Annotated in this window: 17 protein-coding genes; 3 read left to right on the forward strand and 14 right to left on the reverse strand. The window is 52.6% G+C overall.

Going from position 1 to position 17400, the window contains the following annotated elements:
• Nucleotides 1-28: 28 nt before the first annotated feature.
• Nucleotides 29-928 carry a LysR family transcriptional regulator gene (locus FCN80_RS17870; RefSeq protein ID WP_230492756.1) on the reverse strand — a complete coding sequence of 300 codons (900 nt, stop codon included), beginning with the start codon at nt 926-928 and terminating at the stop codon, nt 29-31.
• Between the two features lie 102 nt (nt 929-1030).
• On the opposite strand from FCN80_RS17870, the gene FCN80_RS17875 reads away from it, so the two are divergent.
• Nucleotides 1031-2380, forward strand: coding sequence for an MFS transporter (locus FCN80_RS17875; protein WP_136991534.1), 1350 nt, complete (start codon nt 1031-1033; stop codon nt 2378-2380).
• A 1-nt stretch (nt 2381) separates the two neighbouring features.
• On the opposite strand, the gene FCN80_RS17880 is transcribed toward FCN80_RS17875, so the two are convergent.
• From FCN80_RS17880 to FCN80_RS17905, 6 genes are read right to left on the reverse strand one after another with little or no spacing between them, the layout of a single operon-like run.
• A complete protein-coding gene (locus tag FCN80_RS17880; protein WP_230492757.1) occupies nt 2382-3053 on the reverse strand; it encodes a class I SAM-dependent methyltransferase in 672 nt (223 codons plus the stop codon).
• A 47-nt stretch (nt 3054-3100) separates the two neighbouring features.
• Entirely contained in the window at nt 3101-3877 is a 777-nt protein-coding gene (locus FCN80_RS17885) for an amino acid ABC transporter ATP-binding protein (protein WP_136991535.1), read from the reverse strand.
• Complete coding sequence (locus FCN80_RS17890) at nt 3874-4836, reverse strand: amino acid ABC transporter permease (protein ID WP_373880345.1); 963 nt, start codon at nt 4834-4836, stop codon at nt 3874-3876. Before FCN80_RS17890 ends, FCN80_RS17885 begins: the two co-directional genes overlap by 4 nt.
• A gap of 12 nt (nt 4837-4848) precedes the next feature.
• Nucleotides 4849-5727 (reverse strand): ABC transporter substrate-binding protein, encoded by an 879-nt coding sequence (locus FCN80_RS17895; RefSeq protein WP_136991537.1) that lies wholly within the window; start codon nt 5725-5727, stop codon nt 4849-4851.
• The gene (locus tag FCN80_RS17900) at nt 5724-6533 is read right to left on the reverse strand and encodes a deaminated glutathione amidase (protein ID WP_136991538.1); all 810 of its coding nucleotides are present in this window, start codon (nt 6531-6533) and stop codon (nt 5724-5726) included. The genes FCN80_RS17895 and FCN80_RS17900 overlap by 4 nt, the downstream gene beginning before the upstream one ends.
• Nucleotide 6534: 1 nt before the next feature.
• Nucleotides 6535-7494, reverse strand: a complete 960-nt coding sequence (locus FCN80_RS17905) for an ABC transporter substrate-binding protein (protein WP_136991539.1) — start codon at nt 7492-7494, stop codon at nt 6535-6537.
• 134 nt (nt 7495-7628) lie between these two features.
• On the opposite strand from FCN80_RS17905, the gene FCN80_RS17910 reads away from it, so the two are divergent.
• Nucleotides 7629-8981: an aminotransferase-like domain-containing protein gene (locus FCN80_RS17910; RefSeq protein WP_136991540.1), complete on the forward strand. Its 1353-nt coding sequence runs from the start codon at nt 7629-7631 to the stop codon at nt 8979-8981.
• Between the two features lie 133 nt (nt 8982-9114).
• Here FCN80_RS17910 and FCN80_RS17915 read toward each other — a convergent pair whose 3' ends face one another.
• Nucleotides 9115-9618 (reverse strand): DUF1543 domain-containing protein, encoded by a 504-nt coding sequence (locus FCN80_RS17915; protein ID WP_136991541.1) that lies wholly within the window; start codon nt 9616-9618, stop codon nt 9115-9117.
• 1255 nt (nt 9619-10873) lie between these two features.
• Here FCN80_RS17915 and FCN80_RS17920 point away from each other — a divergent pair.
• Entirely contained in the window at nt 10874-11053 is a 180-nt protein-coding gene (locus tag FCN80_RS17920; RefSeq protein ID WP_136991542.1) for a hypothetical protein, read from the forward strand.
• A gap of 262 nt (nt 11054-11315) precedes the next feature.
• Here FCN80_RS17920 and FCN80_RS26915 read toward each other — a convergent pair whose 3' ends face one another.
• From FCN80_RS26915 to rhuM, 6 genes are all read right to left on the reverse strand, one after another.
• Nucleotides 11316-11492, reverse strand: a complete 177-nt coding sequence (locus FCN80_RS26915) for a hypothetical protein (protein ID WP_230492758.1) — start codon at nt 11490-11492, stop codon at nt 11316-11318.
• 336 nt (nt 11493-11828) lie between these two features.
• Nucleotides 11829-12122: a type II toxin-antitoxin system RelE/ParE family toxin gene (locus FCN80_RS17930; protein ID WP_136991543.1), complete on the reverse strand. Its 294-nt coding sequence runs from the start codon at nt 12120-12122 to the stop codon at nt 11829-11831.
• Nucleotides 12110-12391 carry a CopG family ribbon-helix-helix protein gene (locus FCN80_RS17935; protein WP_136991544.1) on the reverse strand — a complete coding sequence of 94 codons (282 nt, stop codon included), beginning with the start codon at nt 12389-12391 and terminating at the stop codon, nt 12110-12112. The genes FCN80_RS17930 and FCN80_RS17935 overlap by 13 nt, the downstream gene beginning before the upstream one ends.
• A gap of 336 nt (nt 12392-12727) precedes the next feature.
• The gene (locus FCN80_RS17940; protein ID WP_230492759.1) at nt 12728-13480 is read right to left on the reverse strand and encodes a M48 family metallopeptidase; all 753 of its coding nucleotides are present in this window, start codon (nt 13478-13480) and stop codon (nt 12728-12730) included.
• Between the two features lie 15 nt (nt 13481-13495).
• Nucleotides 13496-16795, reverse strand: a complete 3300-nt coding sequence (locus FCN80_RS17945; protein ID WP_136991545.1) for a type I restriction endonuclease subunit R — start codon at nt 16793-16795, stop codon at nt 13496-13498.
• Nucleotides 16792-17400, reverse strand: a 609-nt coding sequence (rhuM, locus tag FCN80_RS17950) for a RhuM family protein (protein ID WP_230492760.1), incomplete at its 5' end; no start/stop codon positions are given. The genes FCN80_RS17945 and rhuM, both read right to left, overlap by 4 nt.

The following is a 17400-nucleotide window of genomic DNA, read 5'->3' on the forward strand; positions in this document are numbered from 1 at the left end:
GGTATGACCCGAGGACGCGTCAGGCGTGTTATTTCCCTGTCAGGCGGTCCTGATTTACAGCGTCGGAGAACGTTTTTGTCATGGCGGCGATAACAGCCTGAACGCGCCCTGCCGACCAGACATCCGGGTTGATGACCAACCAGATATCGGCGGATCCGCTTCGGTCGGGCATGATATTTATCAGTTCGGGACAGTATTTTTGTACGATTTCCCGGGCCATCATACCGATACCCAGACCCTGGCGAAGCGCTTCGAAATACACCCATTGCGATGTGGTTTCCAGCGCGATACGACCATTGGTCAAGGGCTCTTCGCACAGGGCCTGCCAATATTGCGGCACGGCTTCTTCAGGAAACATCACCAGATCGTGGCCCTGAAAAGCGGTGCCCGGCTTTGGCCGGCCTCGCCGGCGCACATAATTTTCAGCGGCGTACAAACCCAGCCGGAACGTCGCCAGACGACGGATAATCACGTTGTCGTCAGTAGGACGGGCGCTGCGTATGGCAATATCGGCCTCGCCGCGCCGTATGTCGACAACGGCGGGGGCGGTGGATAACGTCACGCCGATATGGGGCGCGGTGCGTTGCAGCTCCTCCAGCGCGGCCAGGAGAAAATACCGGGCCAGCGCGTCGGTGGAGGCAATACGCACCTTCCCCGTCAACGTTCCATCCATTCCCACGCTTTTTCGCTCTATGGAGGCGGCCATTGCCTCCATTTGCTCCATATCGGGCAGTAACCGCCTACCGCTATCGGTCAGGTGATAGCCCTCCGGCGAGCGGCGGAATAAGGCGGTGCGCAGTTCCCGCTCCAGCGCGCGCAGCCGCCGGGCTACCGTGGCCTGATCAACGCCGAGACTTGTCGCCGCGGCGCGCAGACTGCCGGTGCGGGCAACCGCCAGGACGTACCGCGCATTATCCCAATTCATCATTCCCTCTGCATTTTTGCTGTGGGCAGCCCGATTCGCGCTGCGTTTTTAAACCCATGGTTTTCTTTTACGCTGCTAATCTTGTTTCGCCAACAGGAAAACGTTATGTCGCAATTCACATCTATCCCCGGTCGGCCATTTCAGTTTCAGACCCTATTGGTGCTGTGCGCCGGCATGTTTATGGCAATTCTGGATGTGAACGTCATCAATATCGCGACGGTCGCTATCCAATCCCGCTTCAATGCCTCCCTTTCGGCGCTGACCTGGGCGGTGGATGCCTATAACCTGGCGCTTTCCAGTTTGATGCTTTCCGCTGGCGTATTCACTGATCGCTATGGCGCCCGTCGTATATGGTTGCTTGGGCTAGTGGTGTTTACCGGTATGTCGGTGGGATGCGGATTAAGCGGGTCGATGGATTTGTTAATCGTGCTGCGCTTATTGCAAGGAAGCGGTGCGGCGCTGTTCATTCCGGCCTCATTTTCCTTGTTATCCCTTATCTGGCCGGAGAGGGCCGCCAGACAGCGGGCCATCGGCTTGTTTGGCGGTATTGTCGCCATCGCCGCGGCGATGGGGCCGATATTGGGCGGCTTCCTGGTCGGCTGTTTTGGCTGGCGCAGTTTATTTCTGATAAATTTTCCCATGGGTTGCTATGGGGTTATGGCGGGCCGCCGGCTATTGCCCCGTTCGGCGGGCGGCAAAAGGACGGGACTGGATGCGGCGGGCCAATTACTGGGAATCGCCACGCTGGGCGGGTTCAGTTACGTGCTGATCCAATTTCCGTCGCAGGAATGGTCAAAGAGCGCGCTGCCGGTTGTCTGTTTGTTTTCGTTACTGGGGGCGGCGGCGTTTATCGCGGCGGAGCGCCGTGCCGTTTCCCCGATGTTGCCGTTAGCGTTCTTTCGCTACCGCGCATTTAATCTTGCCAATATTACCGGCTTTGGCATTAACGCGTGTTATTTCGGCAGTTTGTATGCGTTAAGCCTGATCATGCAACAACAATGGCGTTATACGCCGCTGCAAACAGGAATGGCGTTGCTGCCGCTGGCAGTCTGCCTGATGGTGGGCAATTTGCTGGCCGGCCGTTTGATGTCGCGTTGGGGCGTGAAAAAACAGATGGTGGCCGGGTTGGCGGCGAGTGCGTTAGGCTATGCCGCCATGCTGTGCCTGACCCCGGGAATCACCCTTTATGCCATTATCGCCATGGCGTTACTGGCTGGCGGCACCGCGTTTGTCGTACCGCCCATGACGGCCACGATCCTGGCCGGCAGTACCGCCGGGACGGCTGGCACAGCCTCCGCCATCCATACCGCAATCCGGCAAACCGGCTCCTTGCTGGGCATAGCGCTGGCCGGACTGACCCTGTCACAGGCCGGCTCGCCCCTGACGCTGATAATGACGGTGTCGGCATTGTTCCATGGGGGACTGGCGCTGGTCATAGGCGTATTTCTGCCTTGACTCAGGCCCGGCGACAGCACAGCGTGGCATGATCCCACCACGGATTCTCGCGCACCGCCGTATCGAAGAGGGTAAAACCATTGTCTTTGAGTTCCTGTTCCAGCAGCGACAAGGGCATCAGGGTTCGCCAGGGGTTCCCGTTGAGCAGCAATTGGTGGGTTTCATGGCGATAGCGTTGCCGATCGATTGACTGTTTGGGGTAGCCGCACATGCTGCTGACAATAAAAATGCCTTGCGGTTTGAGAACCCGCTTAATTTGTTGATAACATTGCCTGCGTTGTTCATCAATCAGGCAATGTAAGCAACTGCCGTCGAAGACCAAATCGAACCAGTGATTTCCATAAGATCCCAAACGACAAACGTCATCTTCCCTGAATTCGGCCGTCAGACCCGCACTGAAAAATAACGCCCTTGCCCAGTTGATCGCAGTGGGCGAAATGTCGACGCCATGAACTTCATAACCCGCCCGTGCCAGGTAGAGCGAGGCCATTGCGCCATTGCCGCAGCCCAGATCCAGACAAACACCGCCTGGCGCCGGCAGAATATCCCCTGCATCAAGTCTTTGCATCGTTTCCGACAAGCGGCTCCAAGCCCGTTCGTATCCCTCGCCGGTCCAGGCCGACTGATTATTTTCCCTAAGTTGCCTATAGTGCCGCTCGTAAATTTCCATCATCGATTTTCTAACGTCTTGAGAAGAAACAGGGCAGGCCGATGCCGCGATTATGCCGCGATAAAGCGACTGAGGAACGCCCGGGTACGGGGATGACTCGGGTTGCCGATGACCTGTTCCGCGCTGCCTTGCTCCAGCACCACGCCACCATCCATAAACACCACCCGATCGGCGGCTTCCCGGGCAAAACCTATTTCATGGGTGACGATAATCATCGTCAAACCTTGCTCGGCCAGGGTTCGCATGGTGGCCAGGACCTCCCCGACCAGCTCGGGGTCCAACGCGGAAGTCGGCTCGTCGAACAGCATCAAGGTGGGTTTGATCGCCAGTGCCCGGGCGATGGCGACGCGTTGCTGCTGGCCGCCGGAAAGCTGACGAGGCCAGGCATCCGCCTTATCGCTGAGCCCCACCGTCGCCAGAAGGTCTTTGGCATGCGCCACGGCGTCCCGCCGTGAAAATTTATGCACCCCGATGGGCGCCTCAATAATATTTTGCAATACCGTCATGTGCGGATACAGGTTGAACTGCTGAAACACCATGCCGATTTTACGGCGTTGCAGGGCAATTCTGCGCGCCGACAAGCGATGTAACACGCCTTTTCTGAGTTCGTAGCCGATCTGTTCTCCGCCGACCATAATGGAACCGGCGTTCATATCCTCCAGATGGTTAATACAGCGGAGAAACGTGGATTTTCCCGAGCCGGATGGGCCGAGAATGACCACCACTTCGCCGGGATAAATATCCAGATCGATGCCCTTCAACACCTCTATGTCGCCATAGCTTTTTTGTACGTTACGAGCGCGTACCAGAGGTTCGGCCTGATTCATATCTCCTCCTTGCGCGCCACTATCGATTTTGTCGGCGGCGCTCCGGCGTCCTTGGCGCGACGCTTGGCCACCGTTACATCACGGCGCGATCCACGGGCGTAATAGCGTTCAACGGCCGACTGGCCGAGGTTAAGGATGGATGTGACGATAAGATACCAGATCACCGCCACCATCAGCATGGGAATGATTTCAAAGGTGCGGTTATACACCGCCTGCACGGAATATAACAGGTCGCCCATGGCTATGACGCTCACCAGCGAGGTGGCTTTGATCATGCTGATAAGCTGGTTGCCGGTGGGGGGAATGATGGCGCGCATCGCCTGGGGGATAATGATTCTGCGCAAGGCCCGCACACGGCTCATACCGAACGCCTGGGTGGTTTCCACCTGGCCGCTATCCACGGAAAGCAGGCCGGCGCGGATAATTTCCGCCATATATGCCGCCTCGTTCAGCGCCAAACCGGCGATAGCGGCGGTTAACGGCGTTATCACCGCGTTGGTGTTCCACTTGGCGAAAGTGATATCGGTCCAGGGTACCGACAGCGACAATGTGGGAAATAGCGTCGACAGGTTATACCAGAATATCAATTGCACCAGCAGCGGCGTTCCGCGGAAAAACCAGATATACAAGGCGCAAAGACCGTTGAACAACCGATTATCCGAAAGCCGCCCGACTGCCAGCGGCAAACCCAGCAAAACGCCAAGTATCATGGAGACAACCGTCAAGCCCAGCGTGACCTCCAACCCCGTTAGCACCGAGCTTTCGGTAAACCATTTTGATACCACCGCCCACTCAAAATTCGGGTTGATCGCCACCAGCCAAAGAAAGTTGGCGGCGATAACCAGTACCACCATCCAAGCCACCCAGCGTCCATAACCAGGCGTATTGCGGGCGAACGCCACATCGCGCCGCTGCGCGTCCGCCTGGTCCCTGGCGCGCGCTTCGTCGATATTGCGGATCATGGACACGCCTTATTTCGCCAGATCGCGGCCCGGCGCGGCGATCATGTTGCCGTCCAGACGCCATTTTTTCATAATGGCGGCATAGGTGCCGTTGTTAAACAGCTCCCGGTATCCATCCAGGATCACATCGCCCAAAACAGACCCTTTGGGTACCACGGTCCCCTGGAAAATATCACCGAAACCGTTTTTCTTTCCTTTACCAGCCAGTTCCAATTGGCCGTGGGCTTGTTCGACAAAATAAGTCAGCGGCGCCTGGGAAGAGAAAAACGCGTCGGAGCGGTGGGAGCGCACCGCGAGTATCGAAGACGGTTGATCGGTGAACGATTGTACCGTCACGGCCGGTTTCCCGGCGGCGGCGCATGCCTGCGATTGTTTACGAATCACCTGTTCCGCCGATCCCCCCGCCATTACCGCAATGCGTTTGCCGCAGGTGTCTTCCAGGCCATGAATACCGGCGGGGTTACCCTTGGGGACGCCGAACACCACGAACTCCTGAACAAAATCGATAAAATCCACTTTTTTCTGGCGATCGGGATAATCCCCCACCGGGCCGATAGCCAATTGGTAACGGCCGGCATTAATGCCCGCCAGTAATCCGGATAAACCGCTGACGGTGGCATATTCGATTTTGATGCCGAGCAACTGGCCGAGCGCCACCGCGAGATCATGGGAGGCGCCGTCCAGGGAATGGGGACCCGTCACGATTTCATAGGGAGGGAACGAGCCGTTGTTCACGGCGACCATTTTGCCCGCCGATTTGATATCCGGCGGCAGGCGATCATATAACGCCTGGTCTTTGGTCTGCGCCGGAATAGGCTCGGCGGCATAGGAAACGGAGGCGGTAAACAGTCCCAATGCCGCCATAAACAGGGTGAGGTGTTTTTTCATAGCATCTCCCGATATTGTGTGTCTAATTCAGGGCGGGCGAAACGGCGGTTTTCCAGTACCGGCAGCACTTCGCGAGCATAGGCGATGCGTCGCGGATCAAGCTCGGCGAAGGCCAGCGTCGCTGTTTCCGGGGCTTTGACAATGGCCACGCCCAGCGGATCCACCACCAGGCTATTGCCGATATTGCGCGGCCCGCATTCCCCCACCGCCACCAGATAACAGGTATTTTCCAAGGCCCGCGCCGTGACCAGCACTTCCCAGTGACTTTCTTTCAAGGGACCTTTTACCCAGGCCGCGGGCAACACCAAGACATCGGCGCCGTCCAGCGCCAAACGGCGAGCCAATTCCGGAAAACGCACATCGTAGCAGGTCATTAATCCCACTTTCATGCCCGCGACTTCCACCAAGGGCGGGATGGCATGGCCCGGACGCACGCGTTCAGACTCTTGCATGGCGAAGGCATCGTAAAGATGCAATTTGTCATAACGGCCGACGATCTCGCCATCGCGGATGGCGATCAGCACATTGAGCGCCTTACCTTCTTCGGCGGGGACGTGTACGGTCATCATGGTGGTTAACGGCATGCCTATGCTGGCGGCCAGGAGCTCGGTGACAAAGGGGCCGTTTAGCGGTTGCGCCGCCTTTAGCACCAGATCGGGATCGGCGATATCCCGCGCCAAAACCCCTTCCGGCATGACCAGCAGATCGGCGCCGCCGTCCGAGGCGTCTTTCATCAGACCCAGGCAGATTCGCGTGTTTTCCCGCCAATCACGGCTGACGGCAAATTGACCAAGAGCGACTTTCATTTCATTCCTCCTTCGCCGCCGCGGGGAAGAGCGCTTGCGGCGTCAGCAATATCTTCGTTAATCCCTGTTGGAACAACTCCTTGCCGAAATCGGAAATCATCCGCCGATTGGCATTTAATCCATTGGCATTCCAGTCCTCCGGTAAATCGCGACGGATTCGGCGCAATTCATCCAGCAGCCAAGGGGTGGTGTCGGCATATTTTTCCCGTTTGCGCATCCAAAGGGCATAAGCGCGGTCAATGATGCCGCTGAGCGCTTGCGGCAACCAGGGATACGCCTGGGCCAGCGCCGGCTTGATAGCCAGGATATGCATGCCGGGCACATAGCCGACCCGATTGAAATAGGCAAGCTCCGCCGCGCGGAAATCCGGCTGCAACTGGCGCAAACCGGAATCAGGCTGGAAAAAGCCTTCAGGCATAAAGGGGGTAAAAACCACGTCCAACGCCCCTTCACGCAGCAGTTCTATCATGGGGCGTTCACCCGGCGCGGGTTCGATGAGGCCCGGTCGGCCGAAACCCGCCAGACGGTCGGTAATAGGGTGTTTTGCCGTTAGGCGGCCGGCGAACCAACGCGCATCTTCGATTTCCACCCCGGCTTCACGTAGCACGGCGCGTGTCCAAGTGTTGCCCGAGTCTTGCCAGCCGGTGACACCGATACGTTTACCTTTTAGTTGCGCCGGCGAGGTCAGCGGACTGTCGGCGGTGGTAATCATGCAACGCTGGCGAAAGCCGCGCATCAGAAAATGCGGCAGACCCAGCAGCGAGTCGTCGCCGTTTGCCCGGCTCTGGGCATACCGGCTGAACGACACTTCTCCGCCATCGTATTGTCCGTTGGACGCGAGGTCGTTCACCAATGTCTCAACGCGATGGATCTCCAGTACAAACCCTGCCGGCGTAATATCGCCGAGCGCCAGCGGCGTGAAATAGTCCCAGTCGCGCACCGCCAGTCTAATGGTTACCATATCATCCCACTCCCATGCAGCGCGGCGTCTTCCAGACGCGCTTATTTATTAATCAAAAATGCCTTGCATTTGATACTAAAACGCAAATATCATTTGAACAATAATTTATTTGTTACTGAACAAAGTTTTTTCTTATGACCCCTACCGTGGATTTACCTTGGCTAAGCGGCCAAATCGCCGATACCTCGGTTAAAGGCATAACCCAGGCGGTGTCCGGCTTGATTCGCGACGGTCAGATCGCCGTGGGCGCCCAATTGCCGGCGGTACGCGAGCTGGCCAAGGCATTGGGCGTTAGCCCGGCCACGGTGTCCGCGGCCTGGGCGCAAATGAAAAAGCACAAGGTGTTGGCGGGAAAGGGGCGAGGCGGCGTTTGGGTGTGTGGCGACAACACAACCTCGCGGCCGATCCGTTTTGAGCAGATCGGTAATTATGGCGACAACATCAAGGCGGATTTAACCATGGCATCCCCCGATCCCGATTTATTGCCGCCCCTTGAGCGGGCCATGCGGGCCGGTATCGCCTCGCCGCGGCTAAACAGTTATCAGCGCGAGCCCATTTCGCCACGGCTGTTGCGCGCCATACAGCCGGCCTGGCCTTTCCCGGCCCAAGCTTTTCTGGCTACGGACGGGGGATTTGACGCCATGAATCTGCTGGTGCAAACCCTGGTATCTCCCGGCGATCGGGTGGCTATCGAGGATCCCACCGCGACAAGGCTGCTTGATATTCTGGATAATATCGGGGCGGAAATTCTGCCGGTACCTTGCGACGATGAGGGGCCGCGCGCGGATGCGCTCGCCGTGGTTATGACCAAACAGCCGGTCCTTTTTATTTATCAACCGCGCACCCATTCCGCTACCGGCCACGCGGTAAGCGAAGCCCGAAGCCAGGCGTTGCGCGGAGTGCTAGCCGGCAGCGATACGTTGATTGTGGAAGACGACGGCATCGGCGAGCTTTCCGCGGCGCCCATCTGGAGTCTGGGTAATTTTTTCCCTGACCGCACCTTGTATGTCCGGTCTTATTCCAAAGCCTATGGGCCGGATTTGCGACTGGCAGTACTCTCCGCCACCACTGAACTGGTGCGGCGCATCCAGGCCTGGCGCAATTTCGGGGTGAGCTGGACCAGCCGTATTTTACAAGATGCCGTGGCGTGGATGATCGGGGACGAGGAAACGCAGCGATGCATCGCCCATGCGCGCCTGGTTTACGACGAGCGGCGCGGGCGGCTGGCGGCGGCATTGGCGCGGCGCGGGGTACCGGTGGCCAACCGGGGTTGCTTAAGCCTCTATTTGCCGGTCACCTCGGAACAGTACGCCATGATCACGCTGGCGGCGCGCGGTATCGCGGTATTGCCGGGCGAACGCTGCCGATTGGGGCAACCGCAATTTATCCGGATCGGTACCGCCATGCTTCCCGATGCACAGTTGGAGAGTATTGCCGAGGCGCTAGCGATTGCCTCCGGTCGAAAGTTGTCGAGAACGACGGATTAATCGTTTTCCGATCATGTTTTATCCGGTCGTTCTCGCCGTTGAATTCACCTTCTTCCCCGCCGACGCAAAAGGCGGCGGCGAGTTTGGCTGAAAACGACGGGGGATTCATCCCCGGCGTGACAAGCCGATGCCGTCAAGCGCCGATCGGTTGGTAACCCTGCCATTCAGGCCTAATAGGCGCGCCCTCCGGCGCCGGCGTCAGATGTATATGCCAATTGCCGATGCCATCAAGCAGCTTACAATTATCCACGTCCTTGAGGTTGTCTTTATGCTGGTGCGAAGCGCTGGTGAGCAGGTTTGCCAGTCCTTTGGTCTTGGCTTCCCGCGCATCGCGCGCCACATACAGATCAAAGGCGTGCAATTCCGCTAACGTGTCGGGATGATACGCCCCGGCATTGACGAAAAACAGTTTGTGGTCGCTAGCGACGGGTGTGGTGGAAAGGCTGATGGCATAACCGTCGGCCCAAGTGATTCGCGCATAACCGTCAATGTGTACCTTACCGGCATCGCCGAACCAGGCTTCGCGTAGCGCCGGCCAGGCGTCTTCCGGTTTTTCCGCCGCCACGAACTGGATATCATGGACTTCGATATTCGATTTCCCGGCGTTGCCGCCCAAATAAAACATATACAGATACACGCTGACTCCCTGGCTATTTTGGATGAGATTGGATAAAGCATCATTGTTATATAATAAAATATATATCGGAATGACTCTTATATCAACATACGATGCTCTATATTCTTTGAATTCATCGATATTTAAATCGCCAAACCGCGACAGTCTTTTCAATGATAAATTCAAATCGGATTTGCGAAAAGCCTTTATGGGAATTCTACTTACTAAGTATGCAGTTTTAAGCCTGATTTTGCTGATAATCCTTACACCAGTTAATGATTTGGTTGTGAAAAAGAAAGTATCATATTTGTGAGGATAGCGGATGGAAAAATACTCAAACCGTCTCTTTCTTTGGCTATGTTCGCTCAATACACTCACATCGACAGCGATATGATTGAGTGGGCATTGGGTTTAGTCCTTGGAGTTCGTCAATAGGGGTTGATATTTATTCACAATAATGGCGTACGGTAGCGATTGGCATGAAGCACTGGACGCCGCTATGCCCTCTTTCTTACGTTGCCCGAACGGCCTGATCGTCTTTTCTCCCATCACTTCAAAACCTTTACCGCATCCCTTCGTTGCGTGGCTTCATTGGAGACATTACCAATGTTGCCCGTTACCACCCCGATGCCCGCATCCTTAGGTTCGATTCCGTTGTGCCTGCAACGCGACATAGCTCGCCATAGGTAATAATACGGTAATGCCATCTTTTGCTGTTATTGCTGGTTAGATGATAAAGCCCTCGAACATGTGGCGGTGAGTGGCTATTCAGCGAACATTTCATTTCTCAGGCTATTATTGATTGAATAGGGTATTTATTTGTAAATGTTCACGACAATGGGCAGTTTTTGTTCCTTATAGGGAAGTTATTTAGAAAACATTTAGGAATTCCGTGCCATTATTTCATCCTCATTTACATATGCTTTAATGACTTCCAGTGGCGTCGCGACGGTAAGCGAGCGACAAATCCGTCGGGAACGAATATGAACCGCCCATGGCGGGCTTTTATGAGAGACAGGATGTCTCGCATCTTCGTCTGGCGTATAGCCGGCTCCCATGACTGGAGCGAATGATCGCCGCCGACCAAAAGTCGACGTGAAGTATGACGGATGTAAGATGATGGGCAACCGCAAATGAGATACTCTGGCCGGCGTTATTGCCTTGCCATTTTTACCGCCTCTATCAGTGTTGTGAATTTATTCGCCAGGATAAGTAACGCACCCTGACAGAGCCGACTTAACCAGTCCACGAGACTATTGCCACCAAGGAGGGAATAATGACTATTGCGCAACAACTGGAATTGAAAGGCGAAAGAGAAGGTTATCTTGAAGGCTGGGTTGAAGGTTATCAAGAAGGGCGATACCGATCCGCGATAACTATTGCCTATAATATGGTGAAATTGAATATGTCCATGCAGACGATTCGGCGGGTCACGGGGGTGCTCCTGGAGGAGTAATCGCGCTATTAAAAGCAATTTCAATAGGTCACCGGCATATGGCCGGGGCCTTGACCTTGGCGATTAGCGCGGCATGGCGGCCCCAAGGCAAGGACAGCGGAAACCCGGTTGGGAATACGGGGGTGGCATCTACTGGTGCTGGTGGAACCGGATCTTCGCAGCTTTGTGCCACAGTCTGTGGCACTTTCTCGGCGCCCTTGAAGCGGGGGGCTAAATGCGGATACTCGCGGTAGAGGACCCGCATGCGCTTGACGTTACGCCCCTAAAAGCCTGTTTCTTCTCGAATAAAGGCAAAGCTGCGCTGGTATTGCTCCTGCAATGTGCCGCCGATGTCTTCGCTGTCCAGATAGCGGGTATCGTGCAGCGTTGTGGCGGGGAAAGCGACGGCCTTGACTTCGAAAGCGGGCCGCCAGCGCTGCGGTTGGTGACCAAATGACATTCATCCGGTCAGATTTAGCTCGCGGCTATCGCTCAGGGTAAGGTTTTGCAGCAGTTGTTCCACTGGTTGACCAGCAAACTCCACATCTTGACCATAGCGGCGATTATGGCCGTGCGGCGTAGAACAGATATCGATGGAACAAAAAATTCCGCATAACTAGGCGCTATACGGGATCGGTCGAAGTGAGTGGACGCATACAGATGCAGCCGATACAGAAGCTGGAAAGCGTGGATATCAGGTTGATTTACAATGGTATTTATTGTCGTGTTTTTGTGCGGTGGGCACAATTTTGGACACAAAACGGTAGTCGTTTATAACACTTTGATTTCTCGAGGTTTAATACCCTGCTTCTTTCTGATGCCGAAAGGCCAACACATAAACACGGTCTTGTATTTTCTCGTAGCGGTACAACGCCACATAGCCGGAATCGCCGAATTCAATCATCAGCTCGCGTAATACCGGCAGCTCAGTAAAAGGGCGGCCCATTTCGGGGTTGTTTTCCAGTTGCTCAAAATGCGCTTCGAGAACCTGACCCGCCCTGATGGCCGCCAGCGGATTTTTGCTGGTCAAGAACTCACGACAGCGCGTTAACCCGGCTGCAGCTCGTTGAGTGATAATTACTTGTGGCATTCAGGAATATCCGTTTCCGCTTCTGTTCCCCAGCCACGCAGCCAGGTTTTGACTTCATCACCGGTCAGATGCAGACCGGTTTCCTGATACTCACGCCAGGAGTCGATGGCTTCCTGCTTAAAACTCTCGCGCGCCTCTTCGTGTTCAATGTATTGAGTGATAGCGGCTATCATTAGATAGTGTGGGCTGCGATCGCGTGCATCCGCCAGTTTTTTGACACGCTCTTTGAGCCTGTCGTCGATCTTGAGTGTGGTGCTCGATGTTGACATGATGCATGTCCTTATTGAGGAGTATAAGGTGTTACCTTTTACTATGCTACATCATGCATGGCGAGGGAGCAAGATTTGAACAAAAAATAGGGTTAATGAGAGAAAAATGATTTTCAAATTGAGCAATTATCAGTTTTGCCCAATCTTACGTGGTTATTAGGTTTGCGGTTTGACTATTAGACGTCAACTGTTTTTCGGAGATGACGCTGTAGAATTTTTAACGTGACACAGAATTCTGAACACTCCCTAGCGGAAGTGATCTTCATGCTTCAATCTCAGAGCAGCCTGGATGTCAGACCGCTTCATTTCCCCTTGCATTATCATCAGTAATACACATCAGATGAGCAGGATGATATTAGCCATCCCATCCAAACGTTCTTTGATCTTCTCCCATTGAGGCATGACTTGCCCCATAAGGCGATAAAATCTTTCGCTGTGATTAAACTCCGCTAAGTGGCATAGCTCGTGTAAGACCACATAATCAATGCACTCTCTGGGCGCTTTAACCAAATAAGGATTCAACGTGATTCTACCATTTGGAGAGCAACTGCCCCATTGGGTTTGCATGGTCTGAATACGCAGCGGCGGCCGTTCTGCTATCCATAAGGCTTGTTCAAGGACGGCATCAAGACGTTTAGCAAAGGTTTCTTTAGCCCGCGCTTTGTACCAATTTGTCAGACGTTCTTTTACATTCTCTGCACTTTTAATGCGTACTGATACCTCAAGCTTTCCACGCAGTAATTTGACCCTCTGAACGCTATTTGGCGCTTCTATTACCTTAAGTAGATATTGTTTGCCGAGATAATAGTGGCCCTCGCCACTGATATACTTTCTTGGAGAGGTGTACTCCAATTGCTTGCGAAAATCCCGCAACTGCTCGTATATCCAACGTCCCCGTTTTTTAACGGCATTAAGTACAGCATCATTATCAGCATCCGTGGGGGCGGATACGACCACACGACAATCTGGGTGTACCTTAATCAATACTTTGCCGTTTGCTTGTTGACGAATAACTCGCTCAAAAGTGATTTCTTCATCACCGTAGTGAAAGTTCATCATATGACCGCTTTGTTTAATAGGAACATTCATAGTTACTCAATGGCTTTAGATGCCGCTCAACCCGACGCGTGTGATTTGCACTACCATCTCAACGATTTTCTTGGCCTGATCCATACCACCACCAATTGCTTTGCATTCTTGGAACATTTTGGGCAGCAGTTTCTTGCGGATATCGGCTTCAATGTTTTGCGAGTTTATGGAGTTCTCTGCAACTGAAGTATCAACAGCCTCATCAACGTCAAAGGCTAGTTTGACCCATTTGTCCTGGACTTGTTGATCCTGAACAGCAAAGACATCTGGTAATACCTTCTTGAGCACACCAAAATACGCCTGTGCGTGATGATTTCCAGCAAAAACATTAGGGATGTCATTCAGGCGACGGTCTTGAACTTGTTCTTCAAATTCACGAAATAGCATGTACTGTTTCAAAGGATGATCAAACAACTTCTCAGCTTCTTCAATGGCCTGGCGCAGCAGTTTTGAGAAGGCTTCCTGAGCGTAAGGATCATCGCGTAACTCTTGTTCAATCATTCGCGTAACACGAGTTTTGATGATGTCAGTCTCGTTACGAGTTTTATCTTCGCTCCAGTCTTCTGGCTGCTGCTTCTGCCCCATTTTCCCAACTTCGTATACGCCGTCAGGTTCTTTGACTTCGACACCGACAACATGCTTATCCAGTAGTTTTTTCACTTGCTCGGCATATTTTTCGTAGTCAATTTTTTCACCGGCATCTTGTTGAACTAATTGACGCAGACTAGAAAATTGCTTCATGGTTTCCTTGTAGTGACGACGGTCGTCATCGCTAAAGCTTTTATCTTCAAAGAAGGTTGCTGACTGCAAGGCGACTTTTAGACAGCTCGCGAAAGCGGTTAAGGCTTCATAGAAGTCTTCGCGAACTTTGAGATTGATATCAGCTAACTCGCCATTTTGTTCTTCAATTCTGGGGACTAATACTTGGCGTAATTGCTCAATATCATTCTTATTTTTTACGCCATCAAAAATAGCCCACAGCTGTTTGTATAGTTGTGGTAATCGCTTGTATTCGGTGCTCATTTGATTATAGAGACCGGCAATATCATTGATGTCATAGCCACCTTGCGTTCGAGAGGCGAGATCCTGATATTTCGCAATTGTGGTATCTAACTCTGCAAGAATGCCGCGATAGTCAATTAGCAAACCAAATTTCTTCTTAGGATGTAGGCGGTTGACCCGAGCGATGGCCTGAATCAAATTGTGTTCTTTTAATGGCTTATCGATGTATAGCACCGCATTTTGGGGTTCATCAAAACCGGTCAGCAGTTTATCGACCACAACCAACAATTTTAACGGGTCGTTTTCGTCAGCAAAACGCTCGATGATATGTTTGGTATAGGCCTGTTCGTCTTGGCTACCAACATTCTCTTTCCACCACAATGTGACTTCTGGTGTGGCGGTGTCATCCACTGAGGAGTTACCTTCTCGACTATCAGGTGGACTCATCACTACCGCTGACTCAAATAAATCAGCTTCATCAAGGTATTTTTTGTACTTGATGGCGGAGGCTTTACTGTCGCAGGCTAATTGCCCTTTTAAACCATCATCAATGTTTTTAATAAAGTGGTTGGCAATATCCAGAGCAATTAAACGAATGCGATCATCTGCGCCGTATACTTGACCTTTTTTGGCAAATTTACGTTTTAGATCGTCTTTTTGCTCGTCCGAAATCCCCTCAGTGATACGTTCGAACCAACTGTCGATGGCTCGCTCATTGACGTCCAGATCAGGAATACGTTCTTCATAAAGTAATGGCGTGACAGTTTGGTCTTCTACGGCACGTTGCATGGTGTAGGCATGTACTATTGGACCAAACTTATTGGTTGTTTTATCGTCTTTTAATAGCGGGGTGCCAGTAAAGGCTACAAACGCTGCATTGGGTAGCGCCTGCTTCATGCGAATATGGTTTTCACCACCTTGACTGCGGTGACCCTCATCAATCAACACAATGATGTCTGAGCTGGTATTGATACACTCTGGCAGTTTAGTGGCGGTGTTAAATTTCTGAATCAAGGAGAAGATGATACGCTCAGTTCCTTCTCCAATCTGTTGTGCCAGACGTTTGCCCGATGTGGCCAGTGCGGCAGCTTTATCTTTTTTACCCGCTAGCTCTCCGCCAGAGGCAAAAGTTTTACTGAGCTGAGTTTCTAGGTCTACCCGGTCGGTTACCACCACAATACGGCATTGCTTCAGGCTATCGTGCAAAATTAGCGTCTTACTTAAAAACACCATGGTGAACGACTTTCCTGAGCCGGTGGTATGCCAGATGACTCCACCTTCACGGCCTCCATGGATATTGCGAGTATTTATTCGCTCAATGAGTCGTTTAATACCAAACACTTGTTGATAACGAGCAACAATTTTGCCGACTTTCTTATCAAACAGTGTAAAGTAACGCGTCATTTCCAATAAGCGTGATGGACTGAGTAAGCTGATAAGTAATTTATCCTGGCCGGTTACCGCCAAGTCGCCTGTCGCAATAAGGCTATGATACCAATCCAAATCCTTATCAGAACGGTGACTAAACAAGCTCGTAACTTGCGCTTCGGACAGTTTTTTATTCTTGATGGCATACATTTCGGCGTCTGAAATGTCCTCTTCTCGCCAGACAGCCCAAAATTTAGCGGGTGTGCCGCAGGTGCCATAGCGGCCTTCATTGCCATTGATAGAAAGCAACAACTGACTGTACGCAAATAGTAGAGGTATCTCATCGTGGCGTTGGTTACGCAGGCTTTGCGAAATTCCTTCTTCAATGGTCGGGCCTTTTTTGGCATTTCCGTCTGGGCGTTTCGCCTCTATCACCACCAATGGAATCCCGTTGACAAAGCAGACTATATCGGGGCGTCTCGTGTCCTGAAATGAAGAGCCAACGCCACTCGTGCGAGTCACACTAAATTCTTCGGTAAATACAAAGCTGTTATTGCTAGGTGCCTGCCAATCAATCAGTGTGATGGTTATATTGGCTTTTTTGCCTTCAACAAACTCAGTGACGGAAATGCCGTACAACAGATGGTTGTATAGGCGTTCGTTGCCAGTTAACAGACCCTCATTCAACCCCGGGCTGCACACCTCAGCAATTAAGTTGTCGATAGATTTCTCTGACAAGGGGTAGCTTTTTCCCGCAAACGTAAAAGTACGTTTTTGCAACTCACCACGAAGCACCTGCCGAAGAACGACCACATCAGGTTTTCCACCACGAGCAGCTAATACCTGTTCGGGAGCAAGAAAAGTCCACCCTAAGTTAGTCAATAACGTCAGGGCCGGTAACTTGGCACTGTACTCTTCCTGAAATTTGGGTGTGTACAGGGTCATTTTGTCTGCTTCCTCTTCTGGCCTAGGCGCTGTTCCAACCGTTCCAGCTCCTTGAGTTCTCTTTCATCTTCCGCCAGAGCTTCCAGTTTATTACGCTGCAAGTTGAAAGCCTCATAATGTTTGTGAGCGATTTGCTCCATCTGTTTTCGGCTGATGCGCCCTGCGCTGTTTAGCAACGGTTGCTCGTTAAAGTCCATAAACTTATCGACGTACTCACGCCAATCTTGCAAGCGAAGGTGGGCTTTGTTTTTTGCCCTAAACTCGGCAAACTCGAAGAACATGCTGACCAAGCGATTCAGATTTTCCAATTCGTCTGCTTGCAGGTAATTTTTAGCAATCACCACATCAGCTTTGCGAACCTTATTACCAGCAAAGCTAGTCAGATTCATATTGGGCTTGGATGAGTCTGCGCGCTCAACAACCAGTTCAGCGGCAGTATGGCCTGTGACGGCGAAGAAAAGTTTGTTCTGAACCTCGGCAAACAATAATCCTGTTTCTTTCTCGTTTGCCCGGTAGTCTTCAGACAGCGCTAAATAGCTGCGCCTAATACCGCTACACTTTTGCCTGACCATGTTTTCCTCCGGGGAATGGGCTGGCAGTTTCCA

Origin of the sequence: Martelella alba (genome assembly GCF_005217455.1) — a bacterium.
GTDB lineage: Bacteria > Pseudomonadota > Gammaproteobacteria > Enterobacterales > Enterobacteriaceae > Acerihabitans.

What these genes read in the sequence shown, in the direction of transcription:
- FCN80_RS17940 (WP_230492759.1), bottom strand. Translation starts at nt 13,480, where the DNA reads ATGAATGTTCCTATTAAACAAAGCGGTCATATGATGAACTTTCACTAC.
- FCN80_RS17875 (WP_136991534.1), top strand. Translation starts at nt 1,031, where the DNA reads ATGTCGCAATTCACATCTATCCCCGGTCGGCCATTTCAGTTTCAGACC.
- FCN80_RS17880 (WP_230492757.1), bottom strand. Translation starts at nt 3,053, where the DNA reads ATGATGGAAATTTACGAGCGGCACTATAGGCAACTTAGGGAAAATAAT.
- FCN80_RS17935 (WP_136991544.1), bottom strand. Translation starts at nt 12,391, where the DNA reads ATGTCAACATCGAGCACCACACTCAAGATCGACGACAGGCTCAAAGAG.
- FCN80_RS17885 (WP_136991535.1), bottom strand. Translation starts at nt 3,877, where the DNA reads ATGAATCAGGCCGAACCTCTGGTACGCGCTCGTAACGTACAAAAAAGC.
- FCN80_RS17945 (WP_136991545.1), bottom strand. Translation starts at nt 16,795, where the DNA reads ATGACCCTGTACACACCCAAATTTCAGGAAGAGTACAGTGCCAAGTTA.
- FCN80_RS17905 (WP_136991539.1), bottom strand. Translation starts at nt 7,494, where the DNA reads ATGGTAACCATTAGACTGGCGGTGCGCGACTGGGACTATTTCACGCCG.
- FCN80_RS17870 (WP_230492756.1), bottom strand. Translation starts at nt 928, where the DNA reads ATGATGAATTGGGATAATGCGCGGTACGTCCTGGCGGTTGCCCGCACC.
- FCN80_RS17920 (WP_136991542.1), top strand. Translation starts at nt 10,874, where the DNA reads ATGACTATTGCGCAACAACTGGAATTGAAAGGCGAAAGAGAAGGTTAT.
- FCN80_RS26915 (WP_230492758.1), bottom strand. Translation starts at nt 11,492, where the DNA reads ATGTCATTTGGTCACCAACCGCAGCGCTGGCGGCCCGCTTTCGAAGTC.
- FCN80_RS17930 (WP_136991543.1), bottom strand. Translation starts at nt 12,122, where the DNA reads ATGCCACAAGTAATTATCACTCAACGAGCTGCAGCCGGGTTAACGCGC.
- FCN80_RS17895 (WP_136991537.1), bottom strand. Translation starts at nt 5,727, where the DNA reads ATGAAAAAACACCTCACCCTGTTTATGGCGGCATTGGGACTGTTTACC.
- FCN80_RS17900 (WP_136991538.1), bottom strand. Translation starts at nt 6,533, where the DNA reads ATGAAAGTCGCTCTTGGTCAATTTGCCGTCAGCCGTGATTGGCGGGAA.
- FCN80_RS17910 (WP_136991540.1), top strand. Translation starts at nt 7,629, where the DNA reads ATGACCCCTACCGTGGATTTACCTTGGCTAAGCGGCCAAATCGCCGAT.